This is a genomic window from Desertimonas flava, assembly GCF_003426815.1.
Classification (GTDB): domain Bacteria; phylum Actinomycetota; class Acidimicrobiia; order Acidimicrobiales; family Ilumatobacteraceae; genus Desertimonas; species Desertimonas flava.
The window spans coordinates 496,432-510,018 of record NZ_QKYK01000001.1 but is presented as its reverse complement, the minus strand read 5'-3'; the positions used below and the strand labels follow the sequence as shown (position 1 = coordinate 510,018).

Annotated in this window: 13 protein-coding genes; 9 read left to right on the top strand and 4 right to left on the bottom strand. The window is 70.1% G+C overall.

Features of this window, described 5'->3' with window-relative positions:
• Nucleotides 1-29: 29 nt before the first annotated feature.
• The gene (locus tag DN771_RS02465) at nt 30-1,487 is read right to left on the bottom strand and encodes an AMP-binding protein (RefSeq protein ID WP_116995698.1); all 1,458 of its coding nucleotides are present in this window, start codon (nt 1,485-1,487) and stop codon (nt 30-32) included.
• Nucleotides 1,488-1,729: 242 nt separating this feature from the next.
• Here DN771_RS02465 and DN771_RS02460 point away from each other — a divergent pair, with 242 nt between their 5' ends.
• From DN771_RS02460 to DN771_RS02445, 4 genes are all read left to right on the top strand, one after another.
• Nucleotides 1,730-2,122 (top strand): YciI family protein, encoded by a 393-nt coding sequence (locus DN771_RS02460; protein ID WP_116995697.1) that lies wholly within the window; start codon nt 1,730-1,732, stop codon nt 2,120-2,122.
• A 6-nt stretch (nt 2,123-2,128) separates the two neighbouring features.
• A complete protein-coding gene (locus DN771_RS02455) occupies nt 2,129-3,319 on the top strand; it encodes an RNA polymerase sigma factor (RefSeq protein ID WP_116995696.1) in 1,191 nt (396 codons plus the stop codon).
• A 67-nt stretch (nt 3,320-3,386) separates the two neighbouring features.
• Nucleotides 3,387-5,507: a 3-hydroxyacyl-CoA dehydrogenase NAD-binding domain-containing protein gene (locus DN771_RS02450; protein WP_116995790.1), complete on the top strand. Its 2,121-nt coding sequence runs from the start codon at nt 3,387-3,389 to the stop codon at nt 5,505-5,507.
• A gap of 43 nt (nt 5,508-5,550) precedes the next feature.
• Nucleotides 5,551-5,928 carry an iron chaperone gene (locus DN771_RS02445; RefSeq protein WP_116995695.1) on the top strand — a complete coding sequence of 126 codons (378 nt, stop codon included), beginning with the start codon at nt 5,551-5,553 and terminating at the stop codon, nt 5,926-5,928.
• 43 nt (nt 5,929-5,971) lie between these two features.
• On the opposite strand, the gene DN771_RS02440 is transcribed toward DN771_RS02445, so the two are convergent.
• Together DN771_RS02440 and DN771_RS02435 are read right to left on the bottom strand one after the other, a co-directional pair.
• Nucleotides 5,972-6,658 (bottom strand): TIGR00266 family protein, encoded by a 687-nt coding sequence (locus DN771_RS02440; protein ID WP_116995694.1) that lies wholly within the window; start codon nt 6,656-6,658, stop codon nt 5,972-5,974.
• A 52-nt stretch (nt 6,659-6,710) separates the two neighbouring features.
• A complete protein-coding gene (locus tag DN771_RS02435; RefSeq protein ID WP_162941450.1) occupies nt 6,711-7,358 on the bottom strand; it encodes a fasciclin domain-containing protein in 648 nt (215 codons plus the stop codon).
• Between the two features lie 85 nt (nt 7,359-7,443).
• Here DN771_RS02435 and DN771_RS02430 point away from each other — a divergent pair, with 85 nt between their 5' ends.
• The 5 genes from DN771_RS02430 (at nt 7,444) to DN771_RS02410 (ending at nt 12,307) form a co-directional block, all read left to right on the top strand.
• Nucleotides 7,444-8,613, top strand: coding sequence for an aminotransferase class V-fold PLP-dependent enzyme (locus tag DN771_RS02430; protein ID WP_116995693.1), 1,170 nt, complete (start codon nt 7,444-7,446; stop codon nt 8,611-8,613).
• An 81-nt stretch (nt 8,614-8,694) separates the two neighbouring features.
• Complete coding sequence (locus tag DN771_RS02425; protein WP_116995788.1) at nt 8,695-9,039, top strand: antibiotic biosynthesis monooxygenase family protein; 345 nt, start codon at nt 8,695-8,697, stop codon at nt 9,037-9,039.
• Nucleotides 9,040-9,074: 35 nt separating this feature from the next.
• On the top strand, nt 9,075-10,346 hold the full coding sequence (locus DN771_RS02420) for an aspartate kinase (RefSeq protein WP_116995692.1): 1,272 nt from the start codon (nt 9,075-9,077) through the stop codon (nt 10,344-10,346).
• Between the two features lie 48 nt (nt 10,347-10,394).
• Nucleotides 10,395-11,231, top strand: a complete 837-nt coding sequence (locus DN771_RS02415; protein WP_162941449.1) for a class I SAM-dependent methyltransferase — start codon at nt 10,395-10,397, stop codon at nt 11,229-11,231.
• A 56-nt stretch (nt 11,232-11,287) separates the two neighbouring features.
• Nucleotides 11,288-12,307: an aspartate-semialdehyde dehydrogenase gene (locus DN771_RS02410; RefSeq protein ID WP_116995690.1), complete on the top strand. Its 1,020-nt coding sequence runs from the start codon at nt 11,288-11,290 to the stop codon at nt 12,305-12,307.
• A gap of 83 nt (nt 12,308-12,390) precedes the next feature.
• Here the strand turns inward: DN771_RS02410 and DN771_RS29965 are convergent, their stop codons facing one another.
• Nucleotides 12,391-13,479, bottom strand: a complete 1,089-nt coding sequence (locus tag DN771_RS29965) for a hypothetical protein (protein WP_193615339.1) — start codon at nt 13,477-13,479, stop codon at nt 12,391-12,393.
• Nucleotides 13,480-13,587: the final 108 nt, after the last annotated feature.

Sequence of the window (13,587 nt, the reverse complement as noted above, 5' to 3'; positions counted from 1 at the left end):
AGCCCGCCGACCGACGGCCCCGCGCGAGATCAGACGCGTTCGGCGCGCAAGGCCGAACGGCGGACCTTGCCGGCGTCGTCGCGCAATGGGACGTCGACGAACTCGACGGTGCGCGGGAGCTTGTAGGTGACGAGGCGTTCGCCGACGAACGCGAGCAGCTCGGCCGCGGACACCTCGGTCGGGTCGGCCTCGACGATGGCGTGGACGACGTTGCCCTTGTCCTCGTCCGGGAGACCGATCACTGCCACCGAACGCACGGCGGGATGCTCCTGGATGGCCGCTTCCACCTCGGCCGGGTACACGTTCGACCCGCCGCACAGGATCATGTCCTGCATGCGGTCCCCGAGGTACAGGTAGCCGTCCTCGTCGAACCAGCCGTTGTCGCCGAGCGACTCCCAGCCGTCGCCGAGCGTCCGCGGTTCGGCCCCGACGTAGCGGTACGTGGGCGCCGCCGACGTCGAGCGGATCCAGATCTCTCCCTGCTGCCCGGGCGGGAGGAGGTTGCCGACCTCGTCGGTGACCATGAACTCACCGCTCGTCGGCCGCCCGACCGAACCGCGATGCTCGAGCCACTCGGTCCCGGTGATCACGGTAACGCCCTGGGCCTCGGTGCCGGCGTAGAGCTCGAAGATCCGCTCCGGTCCGAGCCAGTCGATCCACGCCTCCTTCAGCCACGCCGGGCACGGCTCGGCGAGATGCCACACGATCCGCAACGACGACAGGTCGTACGAGAGACGGACGTCGTCCGGGAGCCGGAGGATGCGCTTCATCATCGTCGGCACCAGGTACACGACATCGGCGCCGTGCTCGGCGATCGCGGCGAGCGTGGCCTCGGCGTCGAAACGGGGAAGCACGACCACGTGGTTGCCGTAGAGCAGGCCCTGGCAGGACCAGACACCCGGGCCGTTGTGGAACAGCGGACCGGGCATGACCAGGCAGCCGTTGGGCTCGAGCAGCACGATCGACGGCGCGTCCGTGTCGAACATCGACGGGTCGCCGGAGACGATGAGCTTGGGTCGCCCGGTCGAGCCGCCCGACGTCGGCGCCTTCCAGGCCGGCGACACCGCGTCCGGCAGCGGCTCGTCGCTGATCGATGCCGGCGGCTCGTACCCGAACGGGATGCACTCGACATGGGAGAGCTCGCGGCCGAGGGCGTCGGGCTCCACGCCCACGACCGCCTTGGAGCCGGCGAGCGTGACGATGTCGACGAGCTCACGCTGCGGCAGGCGCGCCGACACCTGTTGCGGCGTGGCGCCTATCTTCCAGCAGGCGACGTACGCGACGAACCACTCCACCGAGTTCGGGACGGCCACCGTGACGAAGTCACCCGTCCCGATCCCCCGCGCCTGCAGATCGCGGGCGAACCGGTTGCCGCGTCGCTCCAGCTCGGCGCGCGTCAACGTCGTCGGCCCACACGTCACCACCGGGCGGTCGGGCTCGGCCGCGGCGAGATCGGCCAAGCGCTTCGCGTACGACACCATCGCCATCTGTCTGCATCCCCTGTCGCTCGTGACGCCGTGACCGGCACCGCCCCGAACGTATCCGGCGACAGCGCCCGATCTCCTCCCCGCCGCACCCAACCCGCTCTGAACGGTTGGTGCCTGGCACCAACCGTCAGGTCGCCGCCACCGCTGCGAGATTTCTGCGCCGGGATGTCGAGAAGGGCCGATCGGCTCCGCTCCTACAGTGAGCCACGACGGACGTGGCCGATCGACGAAGGAGGACTTCCATGCCGAAGTACCTGTTGCTGAAGCACTACCGCGGCGGCCCCGACCCGTACCGCCCGGTTCCGCCCATGGACCAGTGGGCACCCGAGGACGTCGACGCCCACATGGCGTTCCTCCGCGGTGTGAGCAAGATGCTCGAGGAATCCGGCGAGTACGTCGGTGCCGAGGCCCTCGCGCCGAGCCGCACGTGGGTGCGCTACGGCGGACCGGATGCGGCACCGGTGATCACCGATGGGCCGCACCCGGAGACCAGCGACCTCGTCGCCGGTTGGTACATGATCGACGTCGACAGCCACGAGCGAGCCGTCGAGATCGCCGCCTACGTCTCGTCCGAGCCGGGGCCGGGCGGGGAGCCGCTGTACGAGTGGATCGACATCCGCGAGATCATGGCCTGAGGCATCGTGACGACGGACTGGGGACCGGGCGACGTCGACGACGCCGTCCGGTCCCTCGCCCCCGGCGTCCTCGCCCGACTCGTCCGGCGGGGTGAGGAGTTCGGCGCGGCCGAGGACGCCGTCCAGGAGGCGGTGATCGCGGCTGTCGAGGCCTGGCGGCAGCAACCGCCCCGGGACCCGGCGGCGTGGCTGACAGCCGTCGCGACGCGGCGATTGATCGACGTGCGCCGAAGCGAATCGGCACGACGCCGGCGCGAGCAGACCGTCGCCGCTCGTCCCGACCCCGGCGAGACCGAGCAGGGCGACGACACGCTGCTGCTGCTGTTCTGCTGCTGCCACCCCGACCTGTCACCGGCCTCCCAGATCGCCTTGACGCTCCGGGCGGTCGGAGGCCTCACCACCCGCGAGATCGCCGACGCCTTCTTCGTGCCCGAGGCGACGATGGCGCAGCGGATCAGCCGCGCCAAGGCCACCCTGCGCGGCCGCCGCTTCAATGAGCCGGGCGACCTGGCCGTGGTGCTGCGGGTCCTCGCCCTGGTGTACCAGGCCGGCCACGGCCGACCCAACGACCTGGCCGCCGAGGCCATCCGTCTCACCCGCCAGCTCACGCTCGCCACACCGGAGCCCGAGGCGCGTGGGCTGCTGGCGCTGTTGTTGCTCCAGCACGCCCGGCTGGAGGCCCGCACGGATGCCGACGGCCGGTTCGTGCCGCTCGACGAGCAGGACCGGTCACGGTGGGACACCGCGGCGATCGCCGAGGCCGTGGCGATCCTGCAGGGGGCACTGGCCGAGGGGCGACACGGCCGCTACCAGATCCTCGCCGCGATCGCCGCCCTCCACTCCGACGCGGCGTCGGCGGACGAGACCGACCGGCCACAGATTCTCGACTGGTACGACGAGCTCGTCGAGCTCACCGACGACCCAGCGGCCCAGGATCCAGCGGCCGTGCTCAACCGGGCGGTCGCCGTCGGCCACGTCGTCGGGCCGTCGGCCGGCCTCGCCGAGACCGATCGGGTGACCGCCGTGCTCGGCGACCAGCAGCAGTGGTTCGCGGTGCGCGCCTACCTCTTCGAACTGGCCGGCGAGTTCCACGCGGCCGGAGACGCCTACGCAGCGGCGGCCGATCGAGCACGTGTTGTCGCCGAACGTGACCATCTCGTCCGCCGGGCTGCCCGGGCCCGGTCCAGTCGCGACTGACCGGGGCGTCGAACCCGGCGCCGTCTGCGTGTCGGCCGGAGGGACGGCCCTTTGCTTGACTGGCGAGATGACCCAGCTGAGCGAGACCGTCCGAATCGACACCGAGCCGACCGAGGTCGGTGACGTTGCCGTCATCGTCGTCGACAACCCGCCGGTGAACGCTCTCAGCTCGCACGTTCGCCAGGGCCTCTACGACGGCCTGAAGAAGGCTGCGGACGACGGGGTGGCGGGCATCGTCATCATCTGCGAGGGTCGCACGTTCATCGCCGGTGCCGACATCACCGAGTTCGGCGGCGGGGCCCAGAAGGCGGCGGGCCTCAACGAAGTCCAGGCGCTGATGGAGGCCTCCCCGGTCCCGGTCGTGGCGGCGATCCACGGCACCGCGCTCGGTGGCGGTCTCGAGGTCGCCCTGTGCGCCCACTACCGGGTGTCGGTCCGCGGGGCGAAGTTCGGGCTCCCCGAGGTGAACCTCGGTCTGCTGCCGGGCGCCGGAGGTACCCAGCGTCTCCCCCGGGTCGTCGGTGTGCCCAAGGCCCTCGACATGATGACGTCGGGCCGCCACATCGGCGTCGACGAGGCACTCGAAGCGGGACTCGTCGACCAGGTGGTCGACAACGTCGTCGACGGCGATCTCGCTGCGCTGCGCAGCGCCGCCGTGGCCTTCGCCGCCAAGGTCGTCGAGGAGGGCCGGCCACTGCTCAAGATCAGCGACCGCGACGACAAGATCCTCGCCCACCGCGGTGACGAGAAGGTGTTCGCCGACTTCCGGGCGTCGATCGCCCGCAAGACCCGCGGGTTCCTCGCTCCGGAGTACAACATCCGCTGCATCGAGGCCGCCGCCAACCTGCCGTTCGACGAGGGCATGAAGGTCGAGGGCAAGCTGTTCCTCGAACTGATGACGGGTCCGCAGTCGGCGGCCCAGCGCTACGCGTTCTTCGCCGAGCGGGCGGCCAACAAGATCCCCGGCATCGACAAGGACACCCCGCTCATCGACGTGAAGCGGGCCGGAGTGCTCGGTGCCGGCACGATGGGCGGAGGCATCGCGATGAACTTCGCCAACGCCGGGATCCCGGTGACGATCGTCGATCGCGATCAGCCGTCACTCGACCGCGGCCTCGGCGTGGTCCGCAAGAACTACGAGCGATCGGCCGCACGCGGCTCGATCCCGGCCGACGCCGTGGAGCAGCGGATGGCGCTGATCACCGGGTCGACCGACAAGGCCGCGTTCGCCGACTGCGACGTCGTGATCGAGGCGGTGTTCGAGGACATGGAACTGAAGAAGTCCGTGTTCCGCGAGCTCGACGAGATCTGCAAGCCGGGCGCGCTGTTGGCCACCAACACGTCGGCGCTCGACGTCAACGAGATCGCAGCCGTCACGTCCCGGCCCGAGAGCGTGATCGGCATGCACTTCTTCTCGCCGGCGAACGTGATGAAGATGCTCGAGAACGTGCGCGGCGACCGGTCGTCCGACACCGTGGTCGCCAGCACGATGGCCATCGGCAAGAAGATCGGCAAAGTCCCGGTGATGGTCGGCGTGTGCCGCGGCTTCGTGGGCAACCGGATGCTCTTCGCCCGGGGGGCCGAGGCCGATCGCATGCTGCTGGAGGGAGCGACGCCGGCGCAGATCGACACGGTCCTGTACGACTTCGGATTCCCGATGGGCCCGTACTCGATGTCCGACCTCGCCGGTCTCGACATCGGCTGGAAGGCCGAGACATCCACCGGCTCGACGATTCGCGAGGTGCTGTGCGAGAGCGGGCGCCGCGGGCAGAAGAACGGCCGGGGCTACTACACGTACGACCCCGAGACGCGCGAGGCGACGCCCGATCCCGAGGTGGTCGAACTGATCAAGCAGTTCGCCGTCGGTCACGGTCACGAGCAGCGAGAGATCAGCGACCAGGAGGTGCTGGAGCGCCTGCTCTACCCGATGATCAACGAGGGTGCCAAGATCCTCGACGAGAAGATCGCCATCCGCGGCAGCGACGTCGACGTGGTGTGGGTGCACGGCTACGGCTGGCCCGTCTATCGCGGCGGGCCGATGTACTGGGCCGACTCGGTCGGACTGCCCGAGGTGGTCGCCAAGGTGCGCGAGTACGGCGAGCGGCTCGGCGGCCGGCACTGGGAGCTCTCGCCGCTGCTGGAGCGCGTGGCGTCCGAAGGCGGCGCGCTCCACCAGTACAGCAACTGACCGGTCGGAGAACCGGTCGCCGGCGCACGCCTAATCTGCAGCCATGCCGTCTCCCAAGCGTGCCGACCTCGACGACTTCTACGCGCAGCTCCCCGAGCGCGCCGCAGAGCACTTCGCCACGTTGCGCGAGCTGTGCCGCAAAGGGCTGCCCAAGGCCGTCGAGGCGCTGCAGTGGAACTCGCCGGCGTTCCTGCAGGACGGCACGCGGCTCGTGATGCTCCAGGCGTTCAAGGAGCACTGCTCGTTGCGTTTCCCGACGCGCCAGTTCGCGTCACAGCGCGAGGCGGTCGAGGCGGCGGGCTACGAAGCCGGCGAGGGCTTCATCAAGCTGCCGTACGACCGCAAGCTGCCGGTGCCCCTGCTGAAGAGGCTGATCAAGGCCCGCCGCGAGGAGTTCGAGGCCACCGGCGCCGGCTGGTAGCCGGCGTCACGGTTGGTGCCAGGCACCAACCGTGACGCTCGGGTCAGTTGCGGGCGCCGAGGCCGTTGGCGACGAGGTAGGAGATCAGACCCTGCGGGTTGCGGCTCTGGATCAGCACTTCGCCTGGCCCGGTGAACTCGAACACGAAACCCTCGCCCGACTTCGCCGACTGGATGAGGCCGCGTTCGGCCGCTCGCCGCAGGTTGTACTGCACGCTCATCTCGGCGGCGACGAAATGACCGCTGTCAACGACGACGCTGTGACCGGGCTCGAGCCGGAACCGGTCGATCGCGCCGTACGCGGACACGACCATCGTGCCCTGCCCGGACGCCTCCATCAGGAAGGCGCCTTCGCCGCCGGCGAACGACTTCATGCCCTGCAGCTTGGTGTCGAGCTGCACGGTCGTCGAGGCGCCGAGGAACGAGCCCTTCGACAGCAGCCACGGCTGGCCGTCGGCGACCTCGATCACCGAGAGGTCACCGGGCAGGTTGGCCGCCAGGTCGACCCAGCCACCCGACGAGCCGGCCGTCAGCGTGGTGACGAAGAACGACTCGCCACCGAGCGCGGCACGCTTCAGCGACTTGAACACGCCGCCCTCGGCCTTGGCCTCGATCTGCACGGTGGGGCTCATGGCCATCATCGCGCCCGACTCGGCGCGGATCGACTCGCCGCCGGCGAGCACGCACCGAGCGACGGAGAAGCTGGGTTGATGTCGAAGTTGCAGGTCCATCGACGCCCTGGCTAGCACGTCCGCCGGGCGCCGACGGCGCGCCTGCCGGCGGTCAGGGAGCGGGGATGCTGGACCCCGGGACGCTCGAACCGGGCACGCTCGAGCCGGGCACGCTCGAGCTCGAGCCGGGAGCGAGGTCGTCGGTCGCCGGCTGCAGCAGGCCGTCGATGACGTGGACCGTGGCGTTGGCCGTCTCGATGTCGGGGCAGGCGATGGTGGCCTGCCCGTTGACCACGACGATGCCGCCGTCGGACGTGAACGTCAGCGGGCCCGACAGGGTCTCGACGGTGCCCGCGGCGGCGAGGTCGGCGGCGCTCAGGCGCTCGCCCTCGACGACGTGGAACTCGATGATCGAGGCGAGCAGCTCGGGATCGTTGATCAGCGAGGCGAACACGGCCTCGGGCACGGCGTCGATCGCCGCGTTGGTGGCGGCGAACACGGTGAAGGGCCCCTCACCCCCGAGCAGCTCGGTGAGGCCGGCGGCGTCGACGGCGGTGTTGAACGTCTCCAGCTCACCCAGCACAGCGGTGGCCTCGACCACCGACACGTCGGCGACGGCACCGGCGTCCACCCAGTCGCAGTTCCCCGACGGCGCGGACGAGGCGTCGGCGACGCCAGTACTGGTACCGACGATCAACGGCGCGGACAGGGCGGCGAGCATGACGGCGACCCGGCGGCGGAGCAGACGATTCCCGTGCATGACGCAACGGTAGTCATCGACCGGTCGGCTGTCAGGGAGACCGGCGGTGACCGCCCGGTGCGGCGCGGCGTGAGACGATTCCGACGTGACCGACCGAGCGACCGCCGAGGAACTGGATCGAGACGACCGCCTGGCCGCGTGGCGGCTCCAGTTCGTCGACCCCGGCGTGGTGTACCTCGACGGCAACTCGCTCGGCATGGCGCCCGTCGCCACGATCGACCGCGTCGGCGAGGTGCTCAACGGCGAATGGGCGGACGGGCTGATCCGATCCTGGGACCACTGGCTCGATCTGCCCTCGCGGGTCGGTGACCGGCTGGCCCCGATCATCGGGGCGCCGGCTGGGACGGTGGTGGTGCACGACTCGACCACCGTCAACCTCTACCAGGCCATCCACGCGGCGCTCGGCCTGGCCGCATCACGACGAGAGGGTGGTTCGCGACCTCCGGTCTTCGCCGTCGACGGCTCCGACTTCCCCACGGACCGTTACGTCGTGGCCGGCATCGCGGCGTCGCTGTCCGGGCGGGTCGTCCCGTCCGTCGACGTGCTCGACGGCGTCGACGTCGCCGTGCGCTCGCTGGTCGACTACCGCACCGCCGAGCTCGCCGACCTGGCCGCCGAGACGGAGCGGGCCAGAGCGTCGGGGACCGTCGTCGTCTGGGACCTTAGCCATGCCGCCGGCGCGGTCGAGGTGGACGTCGCGGCGGCCGGCGTCGATCTGGCCGTCGGCTGCAGCTACAAATACCTCAACGGCGGCCCCGGCGCCCCCGGCTGGACGTACGTCGCGACGGCCGTGAGTGGCGAGATCGCCCAGCCGATCTGGGGATGGTTCGCCCAGCGCGACCAGTTCGAGATGGGCGACGCCTTCCAGCCCGAGCGCGACGCCCGCCGGTTCCTGATGGGGACGCCGGGCATCCTCGGCCTGGCCGCCGCCGAGGTCGGCATCGGGATCGTCGCCGATGCCGGCATCGCCGACATCGCGGCCAAGGGTCGCCTCCTCACCGAGTTCGCCCTCAGCGTGTGCGACGAGCACGGCCTCCAGTCACCGACGCCCCGCGACTCCGGGCGGCGCGGCGCCCACGTCGCCGTTCGCGTCGACGCCGACGACCTCGACGACGTCCACCGGGCGCTCACCGATCGCGACGTGATCGTCGACAAGCGCCGGCCCGATCTGCTGCGCGTCGGCTGCTCGCCGCTGACGACGCGCTTCGTCGACGTGTACCACGGCCTCACGGCCATCGCCGAGGAGCTGCGCTGACCGTCACGACACCGTCACAGCAGGAGTCGGCTTGAGATCAGACGGGGGGATCAGGCCCCGGCGCCACTACGTTGTGTGCGCGTGAGTGTCGTGAAGATCAACGCCATCTCCGTCCCCGAAGGCGGGGGCCCCGAGCTGGAGAAGCGATTCGCCGCCCGCGCCGGCGCGGTCGAGCAGCAGCCCGGATTCGAGGAGTTCCAGCTGCTCCGCCCCGTCGAGGGCGAGGACCGCTACTTCGTGTACACGCGCTGGGATTCCGAGGAGTCGTTCCAGGCCTGGGTCAACAGTCAGGCCTTCGCCCACGGGCACACCGGCGCCTCCAGCGAGGGCGGGCACCCGCACGGAGCTGACGCGCCCAAGCCGGTGTCAACCGGCGCCCATCTGCTCGCCTTCGAGGTCGTGCAGCAGGTCGTCAAGCCGCAGTAGCGCTCCATGCCGCTGCTCGTCCACGAGGCATCGCCATGCCGCTGATCGTTCAGAAGTACGGGGGCACGTCGGTCGCCGACCCCGACCGCATGCGTGCGGTCGCCGAGAACGTCGCCTTCACGCGCCGCCACGGCAACGACGTCGTCGTCGTCGTGTCGGCGATGGGCAAGGCCACCGACAACCTCATCCAGCTCGCCACCCAGGTCTCCGCCACCCGTCCCGGCCGCGAGATGGACATGCTCCTCACCACCGGTGAGCGGGTCTCGGCGGCACTGCTCACCATGGCCCTGCACGACCTCGGCATCGACGCGGTCAGCTTCACGGGGAGCCAGGTGGGCATCATCACCGACACCGCCCACGGCAAGGCCAAGATCGTCGAGGTCAAGGGCGACCGGGTGCGTCAGGCGCTCGCCGACGGCAAGGTGACCGTCATCGCCGGCTTCCAGGGTGTGAGCACCGCCAAGGAGATCACCACGATGGGTCGGGGGGCGTCCGACCTCACGGCGTCGGCCCTCGCCAACGCCCTGTCGGCCGATGCCTGCGAGATCTACACCGACGTCACGGGCGTCTTCTCCGCCGACCCGCGGATCGTGCCGCAGGCCCGCAAGCTCAAGCGCGTGAGCTTCGACGAGATGCTCGAGATGGCCGGCGCCGGCTCGAAGGTGTTGGCTCTGCGGTCGGTCGAGTTCGCCCGCAACCACGGCGTCGCCCTCCACGTGCGGTCGAGCTTCACGTGGGAGCCCGGCACGTGGGTGATGAACCTCGACGAGACCGATGAACCTGGGAGTGCAGCAGTGGAAGATCCGATCATCTCCGGCGTCGTCACCGACACCACCGAATCGAAGGTGACGGTCCTCGGGGTCCCCGACCAGCCCGGCGTCTCGGCGGCGCTCTTCGAGCCGCTGGCGGCGGCCAACGTCAACGTCGACATGATCGTGCAGAACACGTCGACGGACGGCACCACCGACATCAGCTTCACGATGCCGTCGGCCGACATGGCCGTGGCCGAGGAGATCGTCCGCCGCGTCGCCGGCGAGATCGGGGCCACGGGAGTCACCCATGACGACGACATCGCCAAGGTGTCCCTCGTGGGTGCCGGGATGAAGTCGTCACCCGGCATCGCCGCCAAGATGTTCCGCACGCTGGCCGACAAGGGCGTCAACATCGAGATGATCTCCACCTCGACGATCCGCATCTCGGTCGTCATGGCCCGTGACGATCTCGAGCTGGCCGCCCGCTCGCTGCACACCGCCTTCGGGCTCGACAGCGGCGCCGATTACGCCGCCCCACTGCCCGAGCGGCGCTGACCCGGAGCCGACGGCTTCAGGCGGCCCTCCAGACGCCATACTCTCTGGGTGCCGCGCGGCTCACAGTTCATTCCCTGGAGGGTTGCTGGTCGACTGACCGACCAGCAGCGCTCCGCGGACGACGTCGTCCAGACGACGGGCTGGGTGTTCAACAACGAGACCGGGGAGGGCGTCACGCTCGCCGCCTTCGTCGAGTCGGGCGACGAGGAGGCCCCGCGCTACCTCGAGCTGTTCGGCCTCGATCGTGACGACGACGCCCAACGCACGCTGGTCGAGATCGGCTCCGGCATCGGCCGGATGACCTGCGCCTTCACCCGTCGCTACGGCACGGTCTACGCCTGCGACCTCGACGCCGGGTTCCTCGAGCGCTGCCGGGAGGTCGTCTCGCGCTTCGGCCGGATCGACCGTCTGCGCACGGTGCCGGTGCCCGACGGCCGCACCCTCGACCTGCCCGACGACGTGGCCGACGTGGCGTTCAGCTACATCACGCTGCAGCACTGCGACCGACGCGACGCCATCAGCCTCGTCCGGGAGGCGCTGCGCGTCGTTCGACCGGGCGGCATGGTCGCCTTGAACTTCCGCTCGCGCTCGTTCAGCGACATCGTGCTGCTCCCGCTCGGGGCGATGATGCGCCTGCTGTTCAACGTCCCGGCGATCGGCTCGTGGTTGTCGCGACGCCGGTTGCCGACGCGACTCGCGTGGCAGGTCAACCGCATGGACCCGCACCACGTGCTGCAGCCGATCGCCGACGACGTGGTGGACGTGACGATCTGGCGCAACACCAAGCGGACAGCGCCCGTCTGGGGCGCCGGCAGCGCAGAGTTGCGCAACGTGGGCGTCGTCAACCGGGCCCACTGGTGGTTCGTTGCGACCAAATCCTCATAGCTCTGGAGCAAAATCCCCCAGTCCGGGCTGCGCCACCGGCTCGTAGCATTGCATCCATGCGAGTCGGAGTTGTCGGAGCAACGGGTCAAGTCGGCGGCGTCATGCGACGCATCCTCGCCGAGCGAAAGTTCCCGGTGGACGAGATCCGCTACTTCGCGTCGGCCCGCTCTGCCGGCACCACGCTGCCGTGGGGTGACCAGGAGGTCACCGTCGAGGACGCCGCCATGGCCGATCCCAGCGGGCTCGACATCGCCCTCTTCTCTGCCGGGGCCACCGGTTCCCGGGCCCTCGCGCCGCGGTTCGTCGAGGCCGGCGCCATCGTCATCGACAACTCGTCGGCGTTCCGCATGGATCCCGACGTGCCCCTCGTCGTGTCCGAGGTGAACGGCCACCTGGTCCGGTCGGCGCCCAAGGGCATCATCGCCAATCCCAACTGCACCACGATGGCCGCGATGGCGCCGCTGAAGGCCCTGCACGACGTCGCCGGTCTCGTCCGCCTCGTGGCCACCACGTTCCAGGCGGTGTCGGGTGCCGGGCTCGTCGGTGTCGACGAGCTCGACAAGCAGGTCCGCCAGGTGGTCGATCGCGCCGCCGAGCTCACCCACGACGGTGCGGCCGTCGAGTTCCCCGTCGCCGAGAAGTTCGCCCGGCCGATCGCCTTCAACGTCCTCCCGCTGGCCGGCAAGGTGGTCGACGACGGGTCGTTCGAGACCGACGAGGAGCAGAAGCTCCGCAACGAGAGCCGCAAGATCCTCGACCTCCCCGACCTGCCTGTGGTCGGCACGTGCGTCCGTGTCCCGGTGTTCACCGGCCACTCGCTGTCGCTCAACGTCGAGTTCGCCCGGCCGATCTCGGTCGCCGAGGCCACCGAGGCGCTGGCCGCCGCGCCCGGCGTGGTGCTCAGCGACATCCCGACGCCGCTCCAGGCGGCGGGTCAGGACCCGAGCTACGTCGGCCGGATCCGCCAGGACCCCACGGTGCCCGACGGCCGCGGCCTGGCGCTGTTCGTCAGCAACGACAACCTGCGCAAGGGTGCGGCGTTGAACGCCGTGCAGATCGCCGAACTACTCGTCTGACACGGGGGTCCCGGTCTGCCTTCTCGATTGGCGATGAGCGATGAGGCCGGGGACCGGCCCCATCGCTCATCATGGCCGGCCGATCAGCGGGTCGGCGGCAAGGTGAGCGGTGGCGCACACGGGCCGGCCTGACCGACGCTCCGTGCAGCGGCGAAGCCCGCCGGCACCGGAACCGGCGTCGACGTGGACGTCGTGCGGGCGACGAACACCGGGAACGTGGTCGTCGTCGTGGTCGATGTCGTCGTCGTGGTCGATGTCGTCGTCGATGTCGTGGTGGTCGAGGTCGTCGTCTCCGGCACGGTGGTCGTCGGCGGGTCGGTGACCGTGGTGGCCGGCTCGCACGGCGGCAGCGTCGTGGTGGTCGGCTGGGCCGGCGTCACGTCGATCTGCAGGCTGTCGGTCGCCGTCGCCTCCACCCCCGACACCGAACCGATCGCGGCCCACGTGCCGGTGTGCAGCGCTGGTTCCTCGATGACGAAGACCTCGGTGTGCACGACCGACTCACCGGGTCCCGCCTCGTCGTCGAGGTCCGCCAGCAGCACCCCGAGGTGGTCGTCGTCGAGGTCGTGGACGTTGACCGCCTCGTCGCCGATCACGGTCATCGTGTAGCAGTAGCGCAGCGCGGCGCCGGCGGGAACCAGGAGGGCGGTGTCGGTTCCGCAGGTCTCGGTGCCGTCGTCCATCATCACCGTCATCTCGAGGGAGATCTCCGGTTCCTCCACCTCGATCGTCGCCGTGTCGCCCGCGATCACACCGAGATCGGACTCTTCGCCCACGGCTTCCCACACGACGTCGTGAACGGTCGTGGCGTTCCACGTGGCCGAGTGCGTGAAGCGAACGGAGTTGCCGGCGTCGAGCGTGAACACGTCGTCGGGACCCATCACCACCCCGAGCGCGCTGTCGGTCACGGTGTGGAGTGACAGGGTCTCGTCGCCGGTGTTGATGGCCGTGTAACAGACCAGAACCGGCGTCCCGGGAGCGACGAGTACCGAGTCGTCGGTCTCACTGCAGAGGCCCGAGCCGTCGTCCTGCCGAAGGGTCACCTTGATGCTGATCCCGGGACCGGGGTTGGCCATGGTGCTCGCGACCGTCGCCGGCAGGACGCCGGCGGTCAGGACGATCACCGCGGCGAGCGCTGAACGGCGGAGGGAGGTCGGGGCGGAGCTGAACATCTTCCGATCGTCGGCCCTGGCGACGACCGACGGAACCCGGCTGGCCACCGGTCGGAGGTAGGGCCAGCCAACCAGAACACCGTTATTCCGGGGCTCGGAGAGGGTCGT

Bases quoted from the DNA above. Each gene is read 5' to 3' on its own strand.
- DN771_RS02465 (WP_116995698.1), bottom strand. From the start codon at position 1,487: ATGGCGATGGTGTCGTACGCGAAGCGCTTGGCCGATCTCGCCGCGGCC.
- DN771_RS02460 (WP_116995697.1), top strand. From the start codon at position 1,730: ATGCCGAAGTACCTGTTGCTGAAGCACTACCGCGGCGGCCCCGACCCG.
- DN771_RS02450 (WP_116995790.1), top strand. From the start codon at position 3,387: ATGACCCAGCTGAGCGAGACCGTCCGAATCGACACCGAGCCGACCGAG.
- DN771_RS02445 (WP_116995695.1), top strand. From the start codon at position 5,551: ATGCCGTCTCCCAAGCGTGCCGACCTCGACGACTTCTACGCGCAGCTC.
- DN771_RS02440 (WP_116995694.1), bottom strand. From the start codon at position 6,658: ATGGACCTGCAACTTCGACATCAACCCAGCTTCTCCGTCGCTCGGTGC.
- DN771_RS02435 (WP_162941450.1), bottom strand. From the start codon at position 7,358: ATGCACGGGAATCGTCTGCTCCGCCGCCGGGTCGCCGTCATGCTCGCC.
- DN771_RS02420 (WP_116995692.1), top strand. From the start codon at position 9,075: ATGCCGCTGATCGTTCAGAAGTACGGGGGCACGTCGGTCGCCGACCCC.
- DN771_RS02410 (WP_116995690.1), top strand. From the start codon at position 11,288: ATGCGAGTCGGAGTTGTCGGAGCAACGGGTCAAGTCGGCGGCGTCATG.
- DN771_RS29965 (WP_193615339.1), bottom strand. From the start codon at position 13,479: ATGTTCAGCTCCGCCCCGACCTCCCTCCGCCGTTCAGCGCTCGCCGCG.